Annotated in this window: 25 protein-coding genes; 12 read left to right on the top strand and 13 right to left on the bottom strand. The window is 61.8% G+C overall.

Features of this window, described 5'->3' with window-relative positions:
- Complete coding sequence (locus BLV18_RS15740) at positions 1-1,194, bottom strand: ABC transporter substrate-binding protein (protein ID WP_090359822.1); 1,194 nt, start codon at positions 1,192-1,194, stop codon at positions 1-3.
- Positions 1,195-1,379: 185 nt separating this feature from the next.
- On the opposite strand from BLV18_RS15740, the gene BLV18_RS15735 reads away from it, so the two are divergent.
- From BLV18_RS15735 to BLV18_RS15725, 3 genes are all read left to right on the top strand, one after another.
- Positions 1,380-1,778 (top strand): nuclear transport factor 2 family protein, encoded by a 399-nt coding sequence (locus tag BLV18_RS15735; protein ID WP_090359819.1) that lies wholly within the window; start codon positions 1,380-1,382, stop codon positions 1,776-1,778.
- Between the two features lie 219 nt (positions 1,779-1,997).
- Entirely contained in the window at positions 1,998-2,816 is an 819-nt protein-coding gene (locus BLV18_RS15730; protein ID WP_090359817.1) for a hypothetical protein, read from the top strand.
- 56 nt (positions 2,817-2,872) lie between these two features.
- The gene (locus BLV18_RS15725; RefSeq protein WP_244156872.1) at positions 2,873-3,481 is read left to right on the top strand and encodes a hypothetical protein; all 609 of its coding nucleotides are present in this window, start codon (positions 2,873-2,875) and stop codon (positions 3,479-3,481) included.
- A gap of 43 nt (positions 3,482-3,524) precedes the next feature.
- On the opposite strand, the gene BLV18_RS15720 is transcribed toward BLV18_RS15725, so the two are convergent.
- Entirely contained in the window at positions 3,525-3,749 is a 225-nt protein-coding gene (locus BLV18_RS15720; protein WP_090359814.1) for a DUF465 domain-containing protein, read from the bottom strand.
- Between the two features lie 205 nt (positions 3,750-3,954).
- Here BLV18_RS15720 and rnd point away from each other — a divergent pair, with 205 nt between their 5' ends.
- The 3 genes from rnd to BLV18_RS15705 all read left to right on the top strand — a co-directional run bounded on the left by rnd (position 3,955) and on the right by BLV18_RS15705 (position 6,379).
- Entirely contained in the window at positions 3,955-5,088 is a 1,134-nt protein-coding gene (rnd, locus tag BLV18_RS15715; RefSeq protein ID WP_090359812.1) for a ribonuclease D, read from the top strand.
- Complete coding sequence (locus BLV18_RS15710) at positions 5,085-5,378, top strand: YcgL domain-containing protein (protein ID WP_049862315.1); 294 nt, start codon at positions 5,085-5,087, stop codon at positions 5,376-5,378. The genes rnd and BLV18_RS15710 overlap by 4 nt, the downstream gene beginning before the upstream one ends.
- Before the next feature lie 65 nt (positions 5,379-5,443).
- On the top strand, positions 5,444-6,379 hold the full coding sequence (locus BLV18_RS15705; RefSeq protein WP_090359809.1) for a D-2-hydroxyacid dehydrogenase: 936 nt from the start codon (positions 5,444-5,446) through the stop codon (positions 6,377-6,379).
- A 56-nt stretch (positions 6,380-6,435) separates the two neighbouring features.
- Here the strand turns inward: BLV18_RS15705 and BLV18_RS15700 are convergent, their stop codons facing one another.
- Complete coding sequence (locus tag BLV18_RS15700) at positions 6,436-7,029, bottom strand: nitroreductase family protein (RefSeq protein WP_043185056.1); 594 nt, start codon at positions 7,027-7,029, stop codon at positions 6,436-6,438.
- A gap of 188 nt (positions 7,030-7,217) precedes the next feature.
- Between BLV18_RS15700 and BLV18_RS15695 the strand changes: the two genes are divergently transcribed.
- The gene (locus tag BLV18_RS15695; protein WP_090359807.1) at positions 7,218-7,667 is read left to right on the top strand and encodes a YcgN family cysteine cluster protein; all 450 of its coding nucleotides are present in this window, start codon (positions 7,218-7,220) and stop codon (positions 7,665-7,667) included.
- Positions 7,668-7,755: 88 nt separating this feature from the next.
- Here the strand turns inward: BLV18_RS15695 and BLV18_RS15690 are convergent, their stop codons facing one another.
- From BLV18_RS15690 to BLV18_RS15680, 3 genes are all read right to left on the bottom strand, one after another.
- Complete coding sequence (locus tag BLV18_RS15690; RefSeq protein ID WP_049862311.1) at positions 7,756-8,121, bottom strand: YgaP family membrane protein; 366 nt, start codon at positions 8,119-8,121, stop codon at positions 7,756-7,758.
- A 65-nt stretch (positions 8,122-8,186) separates the two neighbouring features.
- Complete coding sequence (locus BLV18_RS15685) at positions 8,187-8,657, bottom strand: RNA methyltransferase (protein WP_049862310.1); 471 nt, start codon at positions 8,655-8,657, stop codon at positions 8,187-8,189.
- Positions 8,658-8,665: 8 nt separating this feature from the next.
- A complete protein-coding gene (locus tag BLV18_RS15680) occupies positions 8,666-9,031 on the bottom strand; it encodes a YajD family HNH nuclease (protein WP_043185061.1) in 366 nt (121 codons plus the stop codon).
- A gap of 157 nt (positions 9,032-9,188) precedes the next feature.
- On the opposite strand from BLV18_RS15680, the gene tcdA reads away from it, so the two are divergent.
- Positions 9,189-10,001 carry a tRNA cyclic N6-threonylcarbamoyladenosine(37) synthase TcdA gene (tcdA, locus tag BLV18_RS15675; RefSeq protein ID WP_090359804.1) on the top strand — a complete coding sequence of 271 codons (813 nt, stop codon included), beginning with the start codon at positions 9,189-9,191 and terminating at the stop codon, positions 9,999-10,001.
- Positions 10,002-10,144: 143 nt separating this feature from the next.
- On the opposite strand, the gene BLV18_RS15670 is transcribed toward tcdA, so the two are convergent.
- Genes BLV18_RS15670 through BLV18_RS15645 form a run of 6 tightly spaced genes read right to left on the bottom strand, consistent with a single transcriptional unit; the run spans position 10,145 to position 15,364 of the window.
- Entirely contained in the window at positions 10,145-10,546 is a 402-nt protein-coding gene (locus BLV18_RS15670; protein WP_090359801.1) for a SufE family protein, read from the bottom strand.
- Entirely contained in the window at positions 10,543-11,748 is a 1,206-nt protein-coding gene (locus BLV18_RS15665; protein ID WP_090359797.1) for an aminotransferase class V-fold PLP-dependent enzyme, read from the bottom strand. The genes BLV18_RS15670 and BLV18_RS15665 overlap by 4 nt, the downstream gene beginning before the upstream one ends.
- A gap of 55 nt (positions 11,749-11,803) precedes the next feature.
- Positions 11,804-12,838, bottom strand: coding sequence for a 2,3,4,5-tetrahydropyridine-2,6-dicarboxylate N-succinyltransferase (dapD, locus tag BLV18_RS15660; protein ID WP_090359794.1), 1,035 nt, complete (start codon positions 12,836-12,838; stop codon positions 11,804-11,806).
- 35 nt (positions 12,839-12,873) lie between these two features.
- A complete protein-coding gene (locus tag BLV18_RS15655) occupies positions 12,874-13,221 on the bottom strand; it encodes an ArsC family reductase (RefSeq protein ID WP_090359792.1) in 348 nt (115 codons plus the stop codon).
- 56 nt (positions 13,222-13,277) lie between these two features.
- Positions 13,278-14,618, bottom strand: coding sequence for an ATP-binding protein (locus tag BLV18_RS15650; protein WP_090359789.1), 1,341 nt, complete (start codon positions 14,616-14,618; stop codon positions 13,278-13,280).
- 44 nt (positions 14,619-14,662) lie between these two features.
- On the bottom strand, positions 14,663-15,364 hold the full coding sequence (locus BLV18_RS15645; RefSeq protein ID WP_090359787.1) for a response regulator: 702 nt from the start codon (positions 15,362-15,364) through the stop codon (positions 14,663-14,665).
- A 151-nt stretch (positions 15,365-15,515) separates the two neighbouring features.
- Between BLV18_RS15645 and BLV18_RS15640 the strand changes: the two genes are divergently transcribed.
- From BLV18_RS15640 to BLV18_RS15625, 4 genes are all read left to right on the top strand, one after another.
- Positions 15,516-16,679, top strand: a complete 1,164-nt coding sequence (locus BLV18_RS15640; RefSeq protein WP_090359783.1) for an efflux RND transporter periplasmic adaptor subunit — start codon at positions 15,516-15,518, stop codon at positions 16,677-16,679.
- Complete coding sequence (locus tag BLV18_RS15635; protein ID WP_090359780.1) at positions 16,679-19,783, top strand: multidrug efflux RND transporter permease subunit; 3,105 nt, start codon at positions 16,679-16,681, stop codon at positions 19,781-19,783. The genes BLV18_RS15640 and BLV18_RS15635 overlap by 1 nt, the downstream gene beginning before the upstream one ends.
- A gap of 90 nt (positions 19,784-19,873) precedes the next feature.
- Positions 19,874-21,520, top strand: a complete 1,647-nt coding sequence (locus BLV18_RS15630) for a Na+/H+ antiporter (RefSeq protein ID WP_090359777.1) — start codon at positions 19,874-19,876, stop codon at positions 21,518-21,520.
- Between the two features lie 129 nt (positions 21,521-21,649).
- Positions 21,650-21,979, top strand: a complete 330-nt coding sequence (locus BLV18_RS15625; protein WP_090359775.1) for a hypothetical protein — start codon at positions 21,650-21,652, stop codon at positions 21,977-21,979.
- Here BLV18_RS15625 and BLV18_RS15620 read toward each other — a convergent pair.
- Complete coding sequence (locus tag BLV18_RS15620) at positions 21,976-22,710, bottom strand: M12 family metallopeptidase (protein WP_090359772.1); 735 nt, start codon at positions 22,708-22,710, stop codon at positions 21,976-21,978. The two genes, BLV18_RS15625 and BLV18_RS15620, sit on opposite strands and share 4 nt — an antisense overlap.
- Positions 22,711-22,768 lie beyond the last annotated feature (58 nt).

Raw genomic sequence — 22,768 nt, 5'->3', positions numbered from 1 at the left:
TTACTCCTGAGGCTTGAGCGGTACGATCTGGTCGTTGACGAAGTGGGTGAAGATATAGTCGTCAGGGCCCAGGGCATCATGCTTGGATGGGCTGAACGGCTGCTTGTAGTGCTTGATCAAGCCGTCATAGTCCGTGACTGCGTAGAAACCGTCGCGCACGGCAGGGCCCTGCGTGGTGCCGGCCTTTTCGATGGCTTGAGCGGCGAGATGCAGCGCGTCGTACGCATTGGCGATGCCGACTGCCGGGGTGACGTCGGCCACGGTCTTGATCTGCGGGTAGGCCGTCTTCAATGCGGCCAGCAGTGCATCGCCCTTGGCGCCGTTGTGTTCCGTGAACACGTAGGTCTGAATGAAATGGACCTTGGACGCGTTCGGCCCCGCCAGTTCGCCGAAACGACCACCCGCCGGCCCCCAGTGAGAAACCACAGGCACGTCCCAGCCCATGCGGTCCAGGGATTTGACCACCTGTGCCGAAGGACCCACATTGCCCACCATCAGCAGAGTGTCCGCACCGGCGTTTTTCAGGCGAGTCAATTGCGGAACCACGTCCAAATCGCTGTCCTGAATGCGCTCGACACCGGCATTGGCCAGGCTGCGTTTTTCCAGGGCGCGTTTGAAACCTGCCTCGTTGGATTCGCCCCAGGGATTATTGATGAGGATCATGCCCGGCTTTTTCATGCCGTTGTCGACCCCGTATTGCACCAGGGCCTCGTCCACCAGCTCATCGACGGCAGAGACCCGGAACACGTAGTTTTCTGCCGCACCGTTCTCGGTGATTTTCGTACCCGCGGCCCAGATGCCCATGAACGGTACTTTGAGTTGATTGGCCAGCGGCACGATAGCCAGGGAAACTGGCGTGTCCAGTCCGCCGAACAGCACGGTGACCTTCTCGCGCTGGACCAGCTCGCGCGCGGCGAGCATCCCCTTGGACGGGTTGCTTTCATCATCTCGACGCACCAGCTCCAACTGACGGCCAAGCACGCCGCCGCTGGCATTGACCTCATTGATGGCCATGGTCAGGCCGCGGGTCAGGGCTTCCCCGGACTTGGCCGATTGGCCCGAAAGGGCGGCTAACAAACCGACTTTGATCGGCGGTTCGGCCGCTTGCGCGCCTTGGATCATCGCCAGGTTTAGCGTGGCTGCCGCAGCCACGGGGAACAGCAGACGTTGCAGGTTTGGAAGCCAGGTGGCCATGGTTTACTCTCCTGATTGCTAGCATTTGCATATTTATTGCTAGCAAGTAGGATGCCAGTCGCTGGATCCACAAAAATGGCCGATATGTCCGTGAATACCGCAGTCTGCGCGCCAAAATAAAGCGTTTTGCACCAAGCGGATGCATCCGCCATCAGCGGACTTACCTTGATTCAGGAGTTATGACGATGATCGATATAAACAAAGACGTACAGATTGTTAGCAGTTTCCTCGAGGCCTCGATGGCTCCGGATCCGGTCCGCGCCGCGACGTTCATGAGTGAGGATGTGCAGATCACCTTCACCGGCGGACGGGTGATGCCCGATCCCCAGGCAATCACTGCGTTCAACGGTTCACGCTACGCGTGGGTCAAGAAAGCCCTGGGTAATTTCGACTGGATGGACCGTGGTGATCACACCGTGGTGTATTCAAACGGAACGCTTTATGGTGAATGGGCTGATGGCCGCAGTTTCTCGGGCAACCGTTACCTGGATCGATTCGAGGTGCGGGATGGCAAGATAGTCCGCATGGACGTCTGGAATGACAGTGCCGAATGGCTGCTGACGCCAGAGATTGCCAAGGCCTGAAAAACGACCCGGCAAACTTCCGACCCGTGTTTCAGCCACCCGTACCTCTGTGCAAAGTGAGCCGTTGCGTTCCGGCTCGCTAACCCGTGCTTTCGCCAAAAAAGCTGCGCAGCAGAAACCCTGTAAGAAAAATCTGAAAATCCCCCCTTCGCCTATCATCCCACTCCGTCCACTGCCAACCTCCCGCATCCCTACCTGAGACCCGAGCCGGAGAGCTGCATGGACGTCGCCTTGTGCACCATCAACAATACCGTTTACGACATCGCCGGATTCGAGGCGCTGAGCCCCAAGTGCATTGGTGTCATGCGGCGCAATCTGTTGTGTCCGCGTTGCATGGGCCCTGGGTTTTATCGCAAGGCGGCGCGCAGTGGTCAGGCCTCCTGCTTCGGTGCCCGGCCCCACGCCGAGTTCTGCGACATGGGCGGGCCGCAGAGTGCGTCGTACCGCGGTGACACGCTGGAGCAGGACGATGTGGTCAACCGGGGCGAACGCATCGAGGTGGACTTTGCCTTTGGCGCACCGTTGCATCATCACGCCGTGGAGGAGGGCGCAGAGGCCACCTATGGCGCAGGCCGGCAGGGTGGCGGGCATGCCGCACAAAGAACCCAGACCCGTCATCGGCGCTTGAGCACGTTGCTGAAGAACCTGATCCTGAGCGAGGACTTTCGTCGTTCGGAGCAGTTGATCTCGGTGGAAAGCGGGCTGTTCAAGGTCCGCGATTTCTTCGTGCCGTTCGCCCATGCCGAGTGTGATGAGCTGGAGCGCATGCGCGGTTATTGGGGCTTGATCTCCGATGCGGCGCAGTCGGGCGATCAGCCGCCGAGCCTGTGGCTCAACACCGGCGGGCGGCAGGACTTGAGCGTGGTGGTCGACAGTTCGCTGGCCGATGATTTCACCCAGCGCTTTCCGATACATGAGCTTGAGGACCTGGCCGGTGCCTACGTACTGGTGTTTGGATGCGTGCGTGTGTCGAAGAATGCCAAGAAGTACATCGCGGTCCACGATATCTCGCGTATAACGCTCAACAAGACGCCTTGATGTCGCGCCGGATCTACACGACCGGCGCAGTTGGTTCGATTGTGAAGGAGTGATGCATGTTGTTGGAGTACGGTGCTATCACCGTGATGTTCCCCATTGCGCTGGTGATTGCCGGCTGGTTGTGGTTCAGCGGCGCCCGCGCCGCATGTGCCGTGTGGTTGCTGACGGTGTTGTGCGCCTACGCCCTGGTCGGCGCCAGCAAGATTCTGTTCAAAGGCTGGGGCATCGGCCTGCCGTCGTTGAACATTGCCGTGTTCAGTGGCCATGCGATGAATGCCTGTTTGATGATGCCGGTGCTGGCGAACATGCTGGCGCGGCAGATCCATCCGCGTCTGCGATGGCCGGCGGCGCTGGCGGGTCTTGGCTTTGGAGTCTGGTTCGCGGCAACGCTGGTGGGCAATGTGATCCACCCGATGGCGGAGGCCATCATGGGTGCGGTGATCGGCGGGAGTGCCGCGTTCGCGTTTCTTCTGGTGTTGGAACGTTGGAACCTGCGGCGTCTCGGGCCGGCTGCGCTGGTGCCTGGGTTGATGCTGATCGTACTTGCGGCCGGTGCGCCAAAATTTACCGCCGAGCATTGGCTCGATCAGGTGGCCACATCCTTGTCCGGGGCGACCAAGCCGTTTCGCCATGCGGACCTGAAGCGCGAATCCTCGGCACTGTGAGGACTGTGGAAGCGGCGCACCTGCGCCGCCTCCCACGCTCGCACTAGCCCAACTGCTGGACGATCTTGTCCTTGATCAGCAGGCGTTTTTCCTTGAGCTTCTTGACCTCGTCGTCCGGCGCGGCGCGGTCTTCGGCCTTGACCACGTCGGCGTCGCTGACGTGGTATTCGGTGAGTAGCTGGCTGAGTCGATCATCGCTCTTGGCGCGGCTTTCGACCTCTTCCTTGCTCAGTTTCAGGTCAGCGAACAAGTTGTGTTTTACCGGCATCTCGACACCTCTGGTCAGTGTGGACAGAATGGCGGGCCATCGAAAACGACCCCATGCCTAGGTTCGACCCACAACGAGGGGCGGATCGTTCAATGCATGTGCCCGCAACGGGTACTCTCAGGATTGGCGACCGCAGGCACGGATGGATGTCCCCGTGGAAGCAGGGCCGATATATACTGCGCGCCATTATTCGTGGGAGAGGCTTGTGGCCATCGATATTCACTGGATTCGCGACGATGCCAGCCTGGCTGAGCATTGCGCCCACTGGCAGCGCCTGCCGTACGTCGCCCTCGACACCGAATTCATGCGGGTCGACACCTTCTACCCGATCGCCGGACTGCTGCAGATCGGCGACGGCGCCAGCGCTTTTCTGATCGACCCCTTGTCGATCACGCAATGGCAACCGCTGACTCAACTGCTGGAAAACCCTGCGGTGATCAAGGTGCTGCACGCCTGCAGCGAAGACCTGGAAGTTTTGTTGCGCCTGACCGGCAGCCTGCCAGCTCCGCTGTTCGACACCCAATTGGCGGCGGCCTACCTCAACCTTGGTTTCTCCATGGGTTACTCGCGCCTGGTTCAGGAAGTGTTGGGCATCGAGCTGCCCAAGGGCGAAACCCGTTCGGATTGGCTGCAGCGGCCGTTGTCCGATACCCAGGTCAGCTATGCCGCCGAAGATGCCGTGCACCTGGCCGAAGTGTTCGAGAAGCTGCGTCCGCAGTTGTCCGAGGACAAGTACGCCTGGGTCCTTGAAGACGGCGCCGAACTGGTTGCCCAGCTGCGCCGCGAAGTGAACCCCGACGAGCTGTACCGTGACGCCAAGCTGGCGTGGAAGTTGTCGCGGGCACAGTTGGCGGTGCTGCGCGAGTTATGCGCCTGGCGCGAGCGCGAGGCCCGTGCGCGCAACCTGCCACGCAACCGCATCGTGCGTGAGCAGTCGCTGTGGCCCCTGGCCAAACTGCAACCGGACAACCTGCAGACCCTGGCCAAGATCGAAGACATGCATCCGCGTACCGTCCGCCAGGATGGCGAGCAGATTCTGGAGTTGATCAAGACCGGTGCCAGCGTTCCGCCCGAGCACTGGCCGGCGGCGCTGCCCGAGCCTTTGCCCATCGAAAGCTCGGCCGTGCTCAAGCAGTTGCGCGCCATCGGCCAACGCGAAGCAGAGCGCCTGAACATGGCACCCGAGCTGATGCTGCGCAAGAAAACCCTTGAGGCCCTGCTCAAGACCGGCTACCCCGATGGCCCTTATCAATTGCCCGATTCGCTGCGTGGATGGCGACGCGAGCGCATGGGGCAGGCCCTGCTCGACAGCCTGGCCAACGCTGGAGAACCGTCATGAAACGCATCTGCTCGATCTATCGCAGCCCGCGCAAGAACGAAATGTACCTCTATGTGCTCAAGAGCGACGCGCTGGAGCGCGTGCCCGAAGGCCTGCTGGGGGTATTCGGCAAGCCGGTGCACGCCTTCGACCTGGTATTGAGCCCCGAGCGCGCCCTGGCGCGTGAAGACATCAATCTGGTGCTGGAACACCTGGATACCCAGGGTTACCACCTGCAGATGCCGCCCGCCGAAGACGAGTACATCGAGCATCTTCCCGAAGAGCTGCTGCGCCGCAACGACCCCATCTGATCATCCCAATCTGCTGCCGCCCTGCTGAAACAGGGTCGGCCAGCTGTCTTGACCAAGGTTCCGCAATGACCCGCGTTCTGATCGCCGAACACGATTACGCCGTATACGCCAGGTTGCTCGGCGCAGCTGCTCCTCATTTGAATGTACAGACCAGCGGCGATCCGGCCGAGCTGGCGCGGTTGGTGGCAGATTGCCCGGTGTGGCTCGGCCAGCCGGACCTGTTCGTCAACCTATTGCGCACCGGCGCGACGCCGCAATGGGCGCAGTCGACCTGGGCGGGCATAAAACCGCTGCTAAATGACAGTTTGCCTCAAAGCTATCGCCTCACTCGGGCCGTGGGCATTTTCGGTCAGGTCATGGCCGAGTACATGCTGACCTACATGCTGGGCCACGAGCGCGAAGTGCTGGCACGGCTGGTGAGTCAGGTCGAGCGCAAGTGGGATCCGCGTCCTGGCAGCAGCCTGGCTGGGCGTAGCGTGTTGATTGTCGGCGTGGGCGAGATTGGCCAGGCGGTGGCGAAGTTCCTGCAACCCTTCGGTGTCGCACTGAATGGGGTGGCGAGCAGTGCCAGAGTGCTGGCGCCTTTCACTGAAGTGGCACCGCTCGCTGAGCTTGGTCGCCTGGTAGAGCAGGCCGACTATGTCATCAACCTGCTGCCCGACACCCCGCAGACCCACGATCTGTTCGATGCGGCGATGTTCAAGCGTTTCAAGCCCGAAGCGCTGTTCATCAACGCCGGACGCGGCGTGGCGGTGGTGGACGCGGATCTGGTGGAAGCACTCAAGGAAGGGCACCTGGCCGGTGCGGTCATCGACGTCTGTCGGCAGGAGCCGTTGCCGGTCAAGCATCCCTTCTGGACCGCGTGGGGCTTGCTGCTCACCGGCCACAGCGCAGCGCCGACCTCGCCGGCGGCCATGGTCGAGCTGTTCGTCGAGAACCTGCAGGCGTGGCAGGACGGCAAGCCGCTGCGCGGCGAAGTGGATTTCGCTCGCGGCTATTGAGTTGCGGGGATGGAGGGAAGCAGGGTCGGCGGCGGATGGCGCGCCGACCCTTCGGATCATAGCGTGAAGTCGCCTTCAGCCACCAGTTGGCTCAGAGGCAGACGCGGGCTCGGCAGCTCGCGGCCTTGCAGGTATTCGGCCAGGGTGGCCTTGTCGCCCAGCTTGCCGATGGCCACGGCGGCGTGCAGCGCGTATTCGGCGGGGACTTTCAGCTCTTCACGGGTCTTGTCCTGGTCGAAGCCGGCCATGCCGTGGGTGTGCCAGCCGCTGATGCTGGCTTGCAGCGCCAGGTGAGCCCAGGCCGAACCGGTGTCGAAGGTGTGCCACAGCGCAGGCGATTCTTCGGTCGCGCCGGGTGCGGTGAAGGTGGTCTTCGAGGCGATGATCACGATCGCCGACGAATGCTGTGCCCAGGAGCGGTTGAATTCATTGAGCAGGCCCAGGTAACGCTCCCAGTTCGGCGTGCCACGGCGTGCGTAGAGAAAGCGCCAAGGTTGCGAGTTGTAGGCCGAAGCGGCCCAGCGAGCGGCTTCGAAGAAGCTGAGCAGGGTGTCCTGTTCGATCTCGACCGGCTCGAACGCACGGGGCGACCAGCGATTGATGAATTGCTCGTGGATGGCGTAGTCGGCGATGCGGGGATTGGCGCTCATGGCATTCCTGAATGAGAGAGTGATGGATGACAGGGGCAAAACCTACTGCGAATCGATCGCGCCTGACAAGTGAAGCTTGACCGGCAGTCGCCAAGGCTTGGCCCGCGCGCCGCAGCGCACTAGACTGGCGGCCCTTTCGGGTACCGCCTATGCCTGAACCGTCAATTTCGTACAGGACACTCGGTAACATGGCCGCCATCGTCGAACCCTTCTGGAAGCGCAAGACGCTCGACCAACTCGATCCGGTCGAGTGGGAGTCGCTGTGCGACGGGTGCGGCCTGTGCTGTCTGCAGAAGCTTGAGGACGAAGATGACGAGAGCGTCTACTACACACGCGTGGCGTGCAAGATGCTGGACCTCAAGACCTGCCAGTGCAGCGATTACCCACGGCGCAAGCTCGAAGTGCCTGACTGCATCCAGCTGACGCCGGGCCAGGCCGACCAGTTCAAGTGGCTTCCGCCCACCTGCGGCTACCGCCTGGTCAGCCAGGGGCAGGATTTGCCGCTGTGGCATCATCTGGTCTGCGGTGATCGCGAACAGGTGCACAAACAGCGTATTTCGCAGTCTGGAAAGATGGTCAGCGAGAAGGATGTCGATGAAGACGACTGGGAAGACTATCTGATCTTTCGGGCGGGCTGATCGAGCACGAAGCTCGTTTGGCGAGGGTCGATCTACACGTGTGGAGCGCATCCCCGCAGCGTGCAGGGATGCGCCTGATGCCGAACGCTTAGACCTTGGGGGTCACGGCAGGGTCTTCACCGGTCACGGTCGCCGTGTCGGTGGCCGAATCGGCATTCTTCTTCAGATTCAGCAGGTCTTCGCCAGCGCGCTCGATCTTGCTGCGAATCTCTTCCAGATCGCTGCGACCTTTTTCGGCCAGCGACTTGGCCGCGCAGTGACCGCTCCAACCGCGTGCCAGGGCAGCGCCGCCGATGGCCACCTGGATCAGGCCGAAGATCCCGCCGCGGCGCAGACCCTTGCCGATCGTGACGACGCCCACCAGCAGCGAGCCGGCGCGTTCCCAACCCTTGACGTTATGGTAGTCGGGCTGAGTAACGGATTTGATGACGTCCACGGTTTTGCTGTCGCTCATGGTGAATCTCCTGATAGGGCAGTGATAACAAGCTGACTGCCAAATCGTCACGCTGTTCCATCGGCTTATTTGAATTTGGGCCCGGAGCGCGTGTTGTTGCCCTTGGCCAGTCGATCGTAAAGCACGACGTTGACCGTAGCCGCCAGGTTCATGCAGCCGGTGGTGGGGATGTAGATGGTGTCTTCGCACCAGTCGCGCACGCTCTGGTCGAGGCTGCCGTCTTCGGGGCCGAAAATGTAGATGGCACGGTCCGGATGGGTGTACTCGGGCAGCGGGCGTGCGCCGTCGACCAGTTCCACGGCCACGGGCGTGCAGCCCAGGGGGATGATCTTCTGCAGGTCGTCGATGCCGATGAGCGGGATGTCGTAGTGAACCCGCTTGGTGTCGGTGACGAAATCCCGCGCACGCTCGTAGCGCTTGCCGGTGTAGAACACCGAATTGACCCCGTAGCAACCGGCGGCGCGCATCACCGAGCCGACGTTTTCCGGGGATTTGGGGTTGAACAACCCGATGCAGCTGTACCGTTTGTTGGCCACGTGCTCGCTCAGTCTTTTTTCATCAATCCGGCCAGAGCCGCGAAGGGGTTGTGGGTCGCCTTGGCGATGGTCGGGCTGCTGGTCGAGCCTTCGGCGTAGTACTGCTGATCGGTGTAGCGCGAGTGCTCGTTGTCGTGGCAGTACAGGCACAGCAATTCCCAGTTGGAGCCGTCCTGGGGGTTGTTGTCGTGGTTGTGGTCGCGGTGGTGCACGGTCAGCTCGCTCAGGCGCTTGCCGGCGAACTCGCGGGCGCAACGGCCGCACACATGGGGGTACATGCGCAGGGCCTTGTCGCGGTAGCCGCTTTCGCGCTCGCGCTGGGCATCGGCCAGAATGCGATCGAGCTTGGCGGTGTGGGGTGTGGACGAACTCATGGGGTTCACCTCGGATAATGACGGTCAGGCGCTATATTAACGGTTTCCCTCGTCCGTAGGAGCGGTCCTTGTCCGCGAAAAGGGCGGCGCATCCCATGACCGCTCCTGCATCAGGCTGTGATGTATACTGCGCGCCGGTTTTTTGAGGTGCCGCCCCATGAGTACAGAAGATCCCCGTTTCGCCGGTATTACCCGCCTGTATGGCCTGGCGGGCATGCAGCGCCTGCGTGATGCGCACGTGGCCATCGTGGGTGTGGGCGGCGTCGGCTCCTGGGCGGCGGAAGCGATTGCCCGCACCGGGGTGGGCGAAATCTCGCTGTTCGATTTGGACGATGTCTGCGTCAGCAACGCCAACCGTCAGTTGCATGCGCTCGACAGCACCGTGGGCAAGCCCAAGGTCGAGGTGATGGCCGAGCGGCTGCGTGGCATCAACCCCGGTTGTACCGTGCACGCGGTGGCTGATTTCGTCACCCGCGACACCATGGCTGAATACATCACGCCGAACATCGATTGCGTGATCGACTGCATCGACAGCGTGAATGCCAAGGCCGCGCTGATCGCCTGGTGCAAGCGGCGCAAGATCCAGATCATCACCACCGGCGGCGCCGGCGGGCAGATCGATCCGACCCTGATTCAAGTGTGCGACCTGAACCGGACGTTCAACGATCCGCTGGCGTCCAAGGTGCGCTCGACTCTGCGTCGCGACTATGGCTTTTCGCGCACGGTCACCCGTCACTACAGCGTGCCCTGCGTGTTCTCCACCGAGCAGCTGCGCTATCCCAAGCCCGATGGCAGCATTTGTCTGCAGAAGAGTTTCGTCGGTGACGGGGTGAAACTGGACTGCGCGGGGGGCTTTGGCGCAGTGATGATGGTGACGGCGACTTTCGGCATGGTGGCGGCGACCAAGGCGGTCGACAAGATCGTCGCCGGAGTGCGGCGGCCGGCGGATCGGGTCAAGGCGGGAGTCTGAGGGCAGGGGCAGCTGCAACGTCGCGGCGGCTTCTTCGCGGGCAGAGCCCGCTCCCACAGGGCAAGCATGGCATGCGCCTTTTGTGGGAGCGGGGCGGGCGGCGAGCCCTCTGCCCGCGAAGAGTGCCCACCCAACGCACAGGTTCACGCCAGTTCGCTCATCCGCTTCAACACCGCATTCAGCCCATTGCTGCGCGAAGGTGACAGCTGGCGGCCCAGGCCCAGTTGCTCGAACCAGGCGTTAAGATTCAACTCACGCAACGCTTGGGAATCGAGCCCCTGAACCCGCACCAGCAGCAGCGCCAGCAAGCCGCGGATCATTCGGGCATCGCTGGCCGCCTTGAAGTGCCAGTGCTCGCCCTGCCGCTCGGCCACCAGCCACACCACGCTCTCACAGCCGTGCACGCGATTGGCCTCCACTTTCTGCTCGTCGCTCAGCGGTTCCAGGCGTTCGCCCCACTGCATCAGCAACCGCGCGCGTTGCTCCCACCCGTTGGCCTGGGTGAACACCTTCAGTGCTTCTTGCGCCTGTGAACTCATCGTCATACGAGTATCTCCAGCGACTTGTCCAACGCGTCGAAAAACCGCTGCAAATCCCCTGAGTCGTTGTACAGGCCAAGGGACACACGAATGGCGCCCGACAAACCCAGGTGCTTCATCAGCGGCATGGCGCAGTGATGTCCGGCCCGCACGGCGACGCCCTGATCGGTCAGCAGGTGCGCCAGGTCGGCGTTGTGCACGCCCTCAACGACAAAGCTGGCCAGCGCGACCTGCGGTGCGCCGAGCAGTTGAACGCCACTGCGCGCGCGCAACCCTGCCAGCAGTTGTGCATGCAGGGCTGCCTCGTGTTCGGCGACCGCCTGCGCGTCCAGGCCGCTCAGGTAATCCAGAGTCGCGCCCAGGCCGATGACGCTGGCGATGGGCGGGGTGCCTGCCTCATGGCCCAGGGGCGCGGGATGGAAGCTGGCGCTCTGGTAGTCGGCCTGGTGCACCATCTCGCCGCCGAACTGCCAGTGCGCGAGCTTCTGCAACGCCTCGCGGCGCCCATACAACACGCCGACGCCGTCCGGGCCGTACAGCTTGTGGCTGGAAAACACATAGAAGTCGCACTGCAGGCGTTCAACATCATGGCGTCCGTGCACCACGCCCTGGGCGCCATCCACCACCGTGATTGCGCCTTGGGCCCGAGCCAGCGTCAGCAGCTCCGGTAGCGGTTGCCACGCACCGAACACATTGGACAACTGACTCACTGCCAATACCCGAGTACGTGGGCCGATGATCTGTGCGGCCGCTTGCAGATCAACCACGCCGCTGGCTTGCAGTGGCAGAACCCGCAACGACAGGCCACGACGCTTGGCCAGTTGCTGCCAGGGCAGCAGGTTGGCGTGGTGCTCGGCGGCGCTTATCACCAGTTCATCGCCTGGCTGAAACTGCTCGGCCAGGCCATACGCCAGCAGGTTCAGGGCACTGGTCGCGCCGTGAGTGAAAACGATCTGCTCCGCACTGCTTGCATTGAGCCACTGCGCGACCTTCTCACGGCTGGCTTCGAACGCACGCGTGGCCATGGAGCCAGGCAGGTGCTGCGCGCGATGCACGTTGGCCGCACCCTGGGCGTAGTACTGGCCGATGGCGTCGATCAGGGCGTGTGGTTTCTGCGTGGTGGCAGCGCTGTCCAGGTAGGTCTGCTGCTGGTGTTGCAAGGCGGCGATGGCTGGGAAGTCAGAGCGCCAGGGGGAGGCGTGGAACATGGTCGAAGACCCCGGGCAAGAGGCCCGGCCGAGATGCCGGGCCCGATATCGCCACTTAGTTGTGAGCGTGCAGCGCTTCGTTGAGTTCGATGGCCGACTTGTGGCTCTTGCACTCCACGGCGCCGGTGACCGAATTGCGACGGAACAGCAGGTCGGGCTGGCCCGCCAGGTCGCGCGCTTTCAAGGTCTTGACCAGTTGGTTCTGCTCGTCGAGCAGGGCCACCTTGGTGCCCGCCGTGATGTACAGGCCGGCTTCGACGGTGTTGCGGTCGCCCAACGGGATGCCGATACCGGCATTGGCGCCGATCAGGCAGCCTTCACCGACCTTGATCAAGATGTTGCCACCACCGGACAGGGTGCCCATGGTCGAGCAGCCGCCGCCCAGGTCCGAGCCCTTGCCGACGAACACACCGGCCGAAACACGGCCTTCGATCATGCCCGGGCCCTGGGTGCCGGCGTTGAAGTTGACGAAGCCCTCGTGCATGACGGTGGTGCCTTCGCCGATGTAGGCGCCCAGTCGTACACGGGCGCTGTCGGCGATGCGCACACCGGCCGGCACGACGTAGTCGGTCATCTTCGGGAATTTGTCCACCGAGAACACTTCCAGCAACTCGCCCTTCAGGCGTGCTTCCAGCTGACGCTCACCCAGTTCGGCCAGATCGACCGCGCCCTGGCTGGTCCAGGCGACATTGGGCAGCAATGGGAAGATGCCGGCCAGGTTCAGACCGTGTGGCTGGGCCAGACGGTGCGACAGCAGGTGCAGCTTCAGGTACGCCTCGGGCGTGGAGGTCAGCGCGGCGTCTTCGGCCAGCAGGGTCGCGACCAGCGGCTTGTGGCTCTCGGCCAGGCGAGTGAGCAGGGCAGCCTGGGCCGGGTCGACGTGCTTGAGCGCCTCGGCCAGTTGCGAAGCCTGGGTGTTACTGAAGGTGATGGCCTGGTTGCCGCCGGTGTAGTTCAACACGGGTGCAATGGCATCGACCAGCGCGGCGGATGGGTTGGTCAGGGGCTGGGCGTAGAACACTTCCAGCCAGGTGCCTTGACGGTTTTGCGTGCCGACGCCGAAGGCCAGGCTGAACAGAGAATTGGACATGGAATTACCTCGTGCAGAATGAGTGCGGGCCCGTGTCAGGCAAGGGCCGCTGCGTAGATGTCGGGCTTGAAGCCGATCACGGTCTTGTCGCCAAGCTGCAACACCGGGCGCTTGATCATCGACGGCTGGGCGAGCATCAGCTCGATGGCCCGGGCCTGGTCGATGTCGGCCTTCTGTTCGTCGGCAAGCTTGCGGAAGGTGGTACCGGCCTTGTTCAGCACCACCTGCCAGCCGTGTTCGTCGCACCAGCGGGCCAGGTGCTCGCGGTCGATGCCAGCGGTCTTGTAGTCATGGAAGGCGTATTCGATCTGGTGCTCGTCGAGCCAGGTGCGGGCCTTCTTCATCGTGTCGCAGGCTTTGATGCCGTAGAGAATATGCGTCATTGATCTAGGAGGGGCTACGAATGCGCCCCACTGCCTCCCGAAAACGAATCGGGGAATTATGCGGCATCGACTGTGACAGCGCCATGCTTGCGTGGCGGGGTAGGGGGCAGGTGAATGTCGAAGCGGCTGCCACCCAGTGGCGATGCATCGACGGTGACGTCGCCGCCCTGGCATTGAATGGCGCGCCGACTGATGGCCAGCCCGAGTCCAAAGCCACCGGTGGCGCGGTCGCGGCTGCGATCCATCCGGTAGAAAGGTTCGAAGATTCGCACGCGCTCACCGGCCGGGATACCGATGCCATCGTCTTCGATGCGGATCACCAAGCCGCGTTCATGCGTAGTGATTGCCGATACTCGAACCTGATGCTGACAGTACCGCAAGGCATTGCCGGCGAGGTTCTGCAGGGCACGAGCCGTCAGCTTGGGATCGAACCCGAACAGGTCCGGAGCCAGCGTGGTGTCAACGAGCAGATCAATGCCGCGTCGTTCCTGCTCTTCGATGAAACCGATCAACACGCTGTCCAGAAACGCTGCGGTATGCACCGGCTCCAGATGGGCACGTTCGTAAGGCGATTGCAGTCGGGTATAGGACAACAGTTCGCCAACCAGCGAGTCGAGCTCTCGCACATGACCGATCATTTGATCCAGCCTGATGCGCGTGGAGGGAGCCAGTTCGTCCGAGCGGATCAGTGCCATGCCGAACTCGAGCCTGGACAGCGGGGTGCGCAGTTCATGGGAGACCGCGTTGAGCAGGTCTTGCCGCTGAGTCAGAAGCGCTTCTATGTCCTCGGCCATTCTGTCGAATACCTGGGCCAGTTCCCCGATGTTGGAGCGCTGCGATATCTGCGTTCTTGCGCCCAACTCGCCGCGGCCCAGTCGAATCGCGGTGAGCTTGAAGCGCTGCAGATCTCGCCAGTGCGGGCGCACCCATATCAGCAGACAACCCAGCAGTGCCGCACCGATAAGAATGTTCATCAGCCAATACATCGCATTGATGTCCACGGGCGGGTCCGGCCAGACCACCTCAACCGCCACGCGCTTGGAGAGTGGCGTCAATGCGATACCCAGTTCGCCGTAGAAACCCATCCGCACCGCGTTTCGCCCCTGGGTCAGATCCTGTACCTCCTTGGCACTCAGGTGAACATCATCGATGCCAATCAGGCGCAGTTGCAACGGCGCAAAATCCTGTTGAAGTGCCCGTTCGACTTCACCCCAAGTCGCTTCGGGAACAGCCTGGAAGCGTTGCTGGATAAGCTTCAGTGGCCCTCGGGCTTCTTCCATGTTGTAGATGAAGTTGCGTTCGTCGAACAGCTTGAGTACCGCTTCGGGCACGACATAGAGCGCAAGCCCATAAGTTACAAGCAAGATCAGGTAAAGCCGGGTCAGCATCTTGAACATGGTCGATGGTGCTCGAGTGGCGGAGAAACGCAATGGACACAGGGTTAGTCGTCCCACTCGCGTCGACTCAGCATGTAGCCCTTTCCCCATACGGTCTTGATTCGTTGGGGATCGCTTGGATTCTCTTCGAACTTGCGGCGCAATTTCGAGATCGCTACATCGACCGATCGATCGATACCATTGAACTCGATGCCCCTGAGCTCGTGAATCAATTGGTCTCGGCTCAAGACGTCACCCGTGTGTCGAGCCAGGATCACCAGCAGGTTGTATTCCCCGGAAGACAGGTCGACCCGTTGTGACCGCCATTGCACCTGACGCTCTGCCAGGTCCAGGGTCAGTTGACCCAGAACGATTCGCTTGGCTTCACTGGGCTGTTCGCCATGGGCGCTGCGCCGCAACAAGGTGCGGATGCGCGCCAACAGCACACGGGGCTCGCAGGGTTTGGCCACGTAGTCGTCCGCACCCGTTTCCAAGCCCAGAATCTGGTCGTCGCTGTCATGTCGAGCGGTCAGCATGATAATGGGCAGTTCGGCATCGTGCTGCCGGATCAGGCGGCAGACTTGCAGTCCATCCAGACCCGGAATCATCAGGTCCAGCACGACCAGATCAGGCCGGTGCCTGTGCAGGGCATCCAAGGCCTGATCGCCACGATGAACGACGCTGACGTCATAGCCGAACCGTTGCAGATAGCTTGCGATCAGCTCGGCCAGCGCTTCGTCGTCCTCCACGAGCAGGATTCCAGTCATTTCGTTTCAGCCTGGTTTGAAAGCGCTAGCATAACCAACGAAACCGGCAGCAGTCCGTTCTCTTGACACTCCTTAACAACTTCCAACACTTCTTTACAAGTTGCGCAGCCAAGTGTCGCTAGCATGGGCGGATCTTTCCGGGAACGCCATCATGTCTTTGCTACGTCAACTTCGATTCCATCGACTGCTTCCATGCTTGGTCCTTCTGCTGTTGGCAGCTTGTGGCAAGCCAGCAGCGCCTGAACAGGCATCGCCACCTCAAGTGACCGTGGAATTGGTAAAGCCGCAAGCGTTGACGGTCACTACCGAACTGAACGGGCGTCTGGTTTCTCCTCGTACGGCCGAAGTTCGTGCCAGGGTTGCAGGCATCGTCCTCAAGCGCGTTTATCGCGAGGGCAGTGACGTGAAGCAGGGCGACGTGTTGTTCCTTATCGACCCGGCGCCGCTGCAAGCCGAAGTCGAGAGCGCCCAAGCCGGTGTCAAGAAAGCCGAGGCGAACCTTTACCAGACCCGCCTGCAAGCCGAGCGATACGAAGAACTGGTCAAGATCGACGCGGTGAGCCGCCAGGAGGCCGAGAACGCCAAGGCTGGTTTTCTGCAGTCTCAAGCCGACGTCGCCTCCGCGCGGGCGACCTTGAAAAAGGCTCGCCTTGATCTGGGCTACGCCACAGTCACCGCACCCATCTCCGGGCGTATCGGCAAGGCTCTGGTCACCGAAGGCGCCTTGGTGGGCCAGGGCGATACCACCGCGCTGGCCATGATTCAGCAACTCGAACCGATCTACGCCGACGTCAACCAGTCCACGCGGCAGATCAGTCAGCTGCGAAAATCGCTACAGACCGGCCGGCTGCAAGCTCTTTCCAAGACGCAGATAAGCGCCACCCTCATTCAGGAGGATGGCACCGCCTACCCGCTCAAGGGCGTCCTGCTGTTCACGGATCTGGCGGTTGATCAAAGCACGGGGCAGATCACCTTGCGCAGCGAGTTTCCCAATCCGCAAAAGCTGCTGTTGCCCGGCAGCTTCATTCGCGTGCAACTGGATCAGGCCCACGATGCGAACGGCATCACGGTGCCGCAGCGAGCTGTGCAGCGTGATGCGGCAGGCAAGGCCATCGTGTTGCTCGTCGATGCTCAAGGCCAGGTCGAGGAGCGTCAAGTCGAGGTCGACGGCGTCAGAGGCAATCGCTGGATCGTGCAGCGCGGATTGAGCGCTGGCGAGCGAGTGATTATCGAAGGCTTGCAACATGTTCAACCTGGCATGGCTGTGACCGCCCAGGAGCCTGGCAATGTTGCGGATTCTGGAGCAAACCGCTGATGGCACAGTTTTTTATCGGCCGGCCGGTGTTCGCCTGGGTCATCGCGTTGTTCATCGTGCTGGCCGGACTGATTGCCATCCCCAATCTGCCCGTGGCGCAATACCCGAGCGTGGCCCCGCCGCAGATCGAGCTCACTGCGACCTACCCGGGAGCGTCCGCCCAAACCATTGACGAGACCGTGGTAAGCCTGATCGAGCAAGAGCTCAACGGGGTCAATCATCTTCTGTATTTCAGCTCCAGCAGCAGCCAGGGCACGGCAACCCTGACCATCACGTTCCAGCCAGGCACCGATCCGGAGTTGGCCAAGGTCGATGTTCAAAACCGGCTGAAAGTCGTTGAGCCGCGCCTACCCCGGGCCGTGACTCAGCAGGGCCTGCAGATTGAAGAGACGTCCGCCGGCTTTCTGATGATCGCAACACTGAGCTCGATCGACGGGCGCCTGGACGAGATCGCCTTGAGCGACTATCTGGCACGCAACGTGATCAACGAGATCAAACGCCTGGATGGCGTCGGCAAGGCTCAGCTGTTTGGCTCCGAGCGTGCCATGCGGGTCTGGGTGGACCCGCAGAAACTGGTGGCGTTTCAGCTGACACCCGGCGAAGTCAGCCAGGCCATTGCCGACCAGAACGTACAGGTGTCGGCAGGTAGCATTGGTGACCTGCCCAGTTCGACCGACCAGGAGATGACCGCGACGGTCATGGTGAAAGGGCAGCTCGGCACCCCGGAGGAATTCGCCGCCGTCGTGCTCAAGGCGAACCCGAACGGCTCCAACGTGACCGTGGGCGATGTCGCCAGGGTAGAAGTCGGAAGTCAGAGCTACAACTTCGGAACGCGCCTGGATGGCAATGCATCCGTGGCCGTGGGTGTGCAGCTGGCGCCCGCCGGCAACGCCTTGAATACAGCCACGCAGGTGCGGGCCAAGCTCGACGAGCTGTCGCGGTTTTTCCCGGCAGGCGTCAAATACGACATACCCTACGACACCTCGCCGTTCGTGAAAATATCGATTACCAAGGTCATCCATACCCTGCTCGAAGCGATGGCGCTGGTCTTCATCGTGATGTTCGTGTTTTTGCAGAACATTCGTTACACCTTGATCCCTGCACTGGTCGTACCCGTAGCACTGATGGGCACCTTTGCTGTGATGTTCCTGCTCGGCTTCTCCATCAACGTGCTGACCTTATTCGGCATGGTGCTGGCAATCGGCATTCTGGTGGACGATGCCATCGTTGTCGTTGAAAACGTCGAACGCCTCATGGCGCAGGAAGGGCTGTCGCCCAAGGACGCCACCCGCAAGGCCATGACCGAGATCAGCAGCGCAATCATTGGTATCACGCTGGTGCTGACCGCCGTGTTCATTCCGATGGCCTTCATGCCAGGGTCGGTTGGAGTGATCTACCAGCAGTTCTCGATTTCCATGGCAGTAGCCATCGTCTTCTCGGCGTTTCTGGCCCTGAGCCTCACGCCCGCCCTGTGCGCCACGCTGCTCAAGCCCATTGCCGATGGAAACCACCATGAAAAGAAAGGGTTCTTCGGCTGGTTCAATCGCAAGTTTGATCGCGCCAGCGAGCGCTATGAAGGCTGGGTGCGCGGCGCAGTACGTAGAGTGGGGCGATACATGCTGGTGTTCGTGATGTTGGTCGTGATTCTGGGCGTGTTGTTCAGTCGCTTGCCTTCATCCTTTTTGCCCATGGAGGATCAGGGGTACACCATCACCGACATACAGCTGCCGCCAGGCGCCAGCCAGAATCGGACCATTGCCGTAGCCAAACAGGTCGAGGCGCACAACGCCCAGGAATCGGGTGTTGCCAATACGGTAATGATCTTGGGTTTCAGTTTTTCCGGCAGCGGGCAGAATGCGGCCCTGGCGTTCACTACCTTGAAGGACTGGTCGCAGCGCTCCGCAGAGGATTCGGCACAAGCGATCGCCGATCGCGCCAGTGCGGTATTTTCCGGGCTCAAGGATGCCATTGCATTCAGTCTGCTACCGCCTCCGGTAGAGGGGTTGGGAACTTCCGGCGGTTTCGAGGTGCGTTTGCAAGACCGGGGCGGGCAAGGCTATGCCGCTCTTCAACAGGCGCGCGATGAGCTTTTGGGCAAGGCCTCGTCCAGCCCATTGCTGCAAAGCGTGCGCGAGGCGTCATTGGCGGAAACGCCGCAGATCGACATCGAGATCGATCGCCAACAAGCCAACGCAATGGGCGTCTCCTTCGCCGACATTGCCAGCGTGTTGTCCACATCGCTCGGTTCGGCCTACGTCAACGACTTTCCCAACCTGGGGCGCATGCAACAGGTCATCGTGCAAAGCGAGGGCGATCGTCGTCAGCAGATTGATGACGTGATGCGTCTTGAAGTCAAAAACAACCAAGGTCGCATGGTGCCCGTATCGGCATTTGCCCAGGCGAACTGGACCAGGGGGCCGGCGCAGCTCAATCGGTACAACGGTTATCCTTCGGTGAGTCTGTCCGGCGAGCCTTCGGCGGGCCATAGCACCGGCCAGGCAATGGAAGAAATGGAGCGACTGGCTTCGAGTCTGCCAAAGGGATTCGCGCTGGAGTGGACCGGCCTATCGCTGCAAGAGCGAATCTCGGGCGGACAGGTGCCGCTGTTGCTGGGCTTGTCGATGATCGTCGTTTTTCTTTGTCTGGCGGCGCTGTACGAAAGCTGGGCAATCCCCACTGCTGTATTGCTGGTAGTCCCGCTGGGCATCATCGGGGCCGTGCTGGCCGTAACTTTGCGTGGGATGCCGAACGATGTGTTCTTCAAGGTCGGGCTCATCACTATCATTGGCCTCTCGGCCAAGAATGCAATTCTGATCATCGAATTTGCCAAGAGCCTGCATGAGCAAGGCATGGGCAGGGTCGAGGCGGCCATCCATGCCGCGCGTCTGCGTCTGCGGCCGATCATCATGACCTCTTTGGCGTTCATCCTGGGTGTCGTACCGCTGGTATTCGCGACGGGAGCAAGCTCTGCCAGCCAGCAGGCAATCGGTACAGGGGTGATAGGCGGCATGCTCACCGCCACCTTGGCAATCATCTTCGTGCCGGTGTTCTTCGTGCTGGTGATGGGCGTGGTGGAACGCATGAAAGATCGTTCACGCCCTTGAGGCAAGGCAGACAGCTCCGTGGGCATGCGCCGACAGCCTGTGAACCGTTACCATGGCCACTGTCTGTCGATTCAAAGGAAATCCTGCCCCATGCAAACCGCCTACACCGTGCTGATCCTGTTGATGCTGGTCGGCGTTTCGCGGTTGGTCGCCCGCGTCATTCCCTTGCCATTGCCACTGCTGCAAATCGCCGCCGGGGCCATCCTCGCCTGGCCCACCCTGGGCCTGCACGTTGCGCTGGAGCCTGAGCTGTTCCTGTTTCTGTTTCTGCCGCCGCTGCTGTTTTCCGATGGTTGGCGCATTCCCAAGCGCGATCTCTGGCATTACCGCGGCCCCGTGCTGATGCTGGCGGTGGGCCTGGTGCTGTTCACGGTACTGGGGGCGGGGTACTTCATTCACTGGCTGCTGCCCGACATTCCGCTGCCGGTGGCCTTCGCCCTGGCGGCGGTACTGTCGCCGACCGACGCCGTGGCGGTGTCGGCGATTGCCCAGGACCGCTTGCCGACCCCGCTGATGCGCATCCTTCAGGGCGAAGCGCTGATGAACGATGCCTCGGGCCTGGTGACCTTCAAGTTCGCCCTCGCGGCAGCGATCACCGGCGTGTTCTCCCTGGCCGACGCCAGTGTCACGTTCGTCCTGGTGGCGGTCGGCGGCCTGGCTTTGGGCGTGCTGCTGAGCTGGGTGGTGGGGCGTCTGCGTGTCTGGATGATTGCGCGGGGCTGGGATGATCCGGCCACCCATGTGGTGTTCATGCTGCTGTTGCCCTTCGCCGCGTATGTGCTGGCCGAACGCCTGGGCGCTTCAGGCATCCTCAGCGCGGTGGCTGCCGGCATGATGCAGAGCTGGCTGGACCTGCTGCCCCGGCAGACCCGCACGCGCATCCTCAACCGCAGCGTGTGGGCGCTGCTGGAGTTTGCCTTCAACGGTTTGATCTTCCTCCTGCTCGGCTTGCAGTTGCCGGACATCGTCAAGGCAGTACTGAGCCACGAGCCGACGTTGTGGCCTGCGTTGTCGTGGCGCTGTCTGGAGGTGCTGGCGATCTTCGGCGTCTTGCTTACGCTGCGCTTCGTCTGGGTCCAGAGCACTTGGCGCGCGATGACGTGGATACGCCGCCTGCGCGGCAAGGCCACTATCACCCGGCTGCCAGACGCCCGCTCCTGCGCGCTGCTGACCCTGGGCGGTGTGCGCGGCGCGGTAACCCTGGCCGGCGTCATGTCGGTGCCGCTGTTGATGGCACCCGGTCAGGACTTCCCTCAGCGAGACCTGCTCATCTTCATCGCCGCCGGTGTCATCCTCCTGTCGCTGGTCGTGGCCTGCATCGCCTTGCCGCTGTTGCTGCGCGGCGTGGCCACCAGCGATGATCAGGGCGCTCGCCAGGAAATACGGGATGCCTGGCGCCACACCGCCGAGTCGGCCATTCGCTCGCTCGAAGAGGAAGATCCGACGCAGAAAGCCACCGAGCAGGACGCCAGTCAGGCGGCCTTGGCGACCGAGCTCAGGGCGCGGATCATGTCCGAGTACCGCCAGCAGCTGGACGCGTTCGAGGATTCCGCGGAGGCCCAGGCGCTGGCCCGGCAAATGGATCAACTCGAACGCCACCTGCGGATCAAGGCACTGCGCGCGCAGCGCCTGGCACTCTATGAAATGCGCCGTGAACGGCGGATCGGCGACGATGCCGTGCGCGAGGTGCTGGCCGAGCTGGACATGAGCGAAGCCAACCTCGGCCACGGGCGCTGAGCCCGTGGCATGGCACCTGGGTCCACTGAGTTGAATCACTGGTGTTCCCGTTCGAATATCAAGGATTGCTCATACGGCTGAGCATGGGTTACTGTATATGCATACAGTAACTACGTGAGGTTCTATCCCATGCGCAGATTATCCAAACTGTGGACTGCCGTCGGTAGCGCGGTACCCGTCATCATCGGTTCGGCTCTCGGTGGCCTGGGATTGGTTGACTTCAACACTTTGCTGGCGATTTCGCTCATACCGCAGTTGGTTTTCCTGGCCATCGGGCAGTGGCCCGATTTCCAGCGAACCACGCACGAGCCGGCGTGGGAAGAACACGAATTCGAGTGCCTGCCGCGTTACGTGGTACGTCCTGTGGTGGTTCGCCAGCGTCTCATGAGTGGCCGAGCGATGAATGAGACACTGGCCGGCTTCGAGATGAGCGACGCCCACCTCGGCCCCGCCCGCTAGGCGACCACCTCAGGGTATATGCGCCGCACGAACTTGCGGTCGCGGCGGCTCAAGGTGTGATTGATGCCCACTTCCCAGTCTCCCACGGTCTGCTCCTGCAGCACCGAGTAATGCATGATCGAAGTGCGGTCATACGCCGTGCCCTTGGCCAGCGCCTTGTCGATCTTGTCCAACAGGTTGATGTCGACGGTCTGCTGGTCGATGCCCTTGGCCGCGAAGTACGCATACAGCTTGGGGACGTCCCACGGAATATCCGCGTTGGGGTGTTGATGCTCGTGCAGCAGTCCCAATACGTGGCCGAACTCGTGCAGCACGGTCCGCCCGAACAGCGGATCATCCGGCTTGATGCCCAAGGCCATGGTTGCATCCATCGGGCTGGCCAGCAGCGCATCGGTGCCAACTTGACTGTAGTTGTCTTCACCACCGGTATAAATGCGGATATCGGCGAACAGGCTGTCGACGAAATCGAACTTCAGGTTGGCGCAGCATAGCCATTGCCGCGCCACCTTCTCGATGGCTGCCTGGTGCTCGACTGGGGTTTCATTGAAAAAACCGACGGTCAGCGTGCGGCCAGGTGCCCAGAATTTTGAGAACTGGCCCAGAGCGCGTTTTGAACGTCCGGAGGAAGAGGCGCTCAACGCATTGGTCGGGCGCTCGGCCAGGGCCACGCGGCGTGAAGCCGCGACGTCCAAGGCAGGAAGGGGTTTGCAGAACAGTAGATCGCACATCATCAATGGCTCCTGAAAAAGGGCCACCGATGATGGCGATCAAACGCCCGGCAAAAGCGTA

The organism is Pseudomonas coleopterorum, from assembly GCF_900105555.1.
Classification (GTDB): domain Bacteria; phylum Pseudomonadota; class Gammaproteobacteria; order Pseudomonadales; family Pseudomonadaceae; genus Aquipseudomonas; species Aquipseudomonas coleopterorum.
This window is presented reverse-complemented; position numbering and strand designations above follow the sequence as displayed.

Bases quoted from the DNA above. Each gene is read 5' to 3' on its own strand.
- BLV18_RS15670 (WP_090359801.1), bottom strand. From the start codon at position 10,546: ATGACGATGAGTTCACAGGCGCAAGAAGCACTGAAGGTGTTCACCCAG.
- tcdA (WP_090359804.1), top strand. From the start codon at position 9,189: ATGAGTACAGAAGATCCCCGTTTCGCCGGTATTACCCGCCTGTATGGC.
- BLV18_RS15645 (WP_090359787.1), bottom strand. From the start codon at position 15,364: ATGACTGGAATCCTGCTCGTGGAGGACGACGAAGCGCTGGCCGAGCTG.
- BLV18_RS15680 (WP_043185061.1), bottom strand. From the start codon at position 9,031: ATGAGTTCGTCCACACCCCACACCGCCAAGCTCGATCGCATTCTGGCC.
- BLV18_RS15630 (WP_090359777.1), top strand. From the start codon at position 19,874: ATGCAAACCGCCTACACCGTGCTGATCCTGTTGATGCTGGTCGGCGTT.
- BLV18_RS15720 (WP_090359814.1), bottom strand. From the start codon at position 3,749: ATGCCGGTAAAACACAACTTGTTCGCTGACCTGAAACTGAGCAAGGAA.
- BLV18_RS15665 (WP_090359797.1), bottom strand. From the start codon at position 11,748: ATGTTCCACGCCTCCCCCTGGCGCTCTGACTTCCCAGCCATCGCCGCC.
- dapD (WP_090359794.1), bottom strand. From the start codon at position 12,838: ATGTCCAATTCTCTGTTCAGCCTGGCCTTCGGCGTCGGCACGCAAAAC.
- BLV18_RS15740 (WP_090359822.1), bottom strand. From the start codon at position 1,194: ATGGCCACCTGGCTTCCAAACCTGCAACGTCTGCTGTTCCCCGTGGCT.
- BLV18_RS15620 (WP_090359772.1), bottom strand. From the start codon at position 22,710: ATGATGTGCGATCTACTGTTCTGCAAACCCCTTCCTGCCTTGGACGTC.
- BLV18_RS15735 (WP_090359819.1), top strand. From the start codon at position 1,380: ATGATCGATATAAACAAAGACGTACAGATTGTTAGCAGTTTCCTCGAG.
- BLV18_RS15690 (WP_049862311.1), bottom strand. From the start codon at position 8,121: ATGAGCGACAGCAAAACCGTGGACGTCATCAAATCCGTTACTCAGCCC.
- BLV18_RS15705 (WP_090359809.1), top strand. From the start codon at position 5,444: ATGACCCGCGTTCTGATCGCCGAACACGATTACGCCGTATACGCCAGG.
- BLV18_RS15730 (WP_090359817.1), top strand. From the start codon at position 1,998: ATGGACGTCGCCTTGTGCACCATCAACAATACCGTTTACGACATCGCC.
- BLV18_RS15635 (WP_090359780.1), top strand. From the start codon at position 16,679: ATGGCACAGTTTTTTATCGGCCGGCCGGTGTTCGCCTGGGTCATCGCG.
- BLV18_RS15650 (WP_090359789.1), bottom strand. From the start codon at position 14,618: ATGTTCAAGATGCTGACCCGGCTTTACCTGATCTTGCTTGTAACTTAT.
- BLV18_RS15695 (WP_090359807.1), top strand. From the start codon at position 7,218: ATGGCCGCCATCGTCGAACCCTTCTGGAAGCGCAAGACGCTCGACCAA.
- BLV18_RS15725 (WP_244156872.1), top strand. From the start codon at position 2,873: ATGTTGTTGGAGTACGGTGCTATCACCGTGATGTTCCCCATTGCGCTG.
- BLV18_RS15700 (WP_043185056.1), bottom strand. From the start codon at position 7,029: ATGAGCGCCAATCCCCGCATCGCCGACTACGCCATCCACGAGCAATTC.
- BLV18_RS15655 (WP_090359792.1), bottom strand. From the start codon at position 13,221: ATGACGCATATTCTCTACGGCATCAAAGCCTGCGACACGATGAAGAAG.
- BLV18_RS15710 (WP_049862315.1), top strand. From the start codon at position 5,085: ATGAAACGCATCTGCTCGATCTATCGCAGCCCGCGCAAGAACGAAATG.
- BLV18_RS15625 (WP_090359775.1), top strand. From the start codon at position 21,650: ATGCGCAGATTATCCAAACTGTGGACTGCCGTCGGTAGCGCGGTACCC.
- BLV18_RS15640 (WP_090359783.1), top strand. From the start codon at position 15,516: ATGTCTTTGCTACGTCAACTTCGATTCCATCGACTGCTTCCATGCTTG.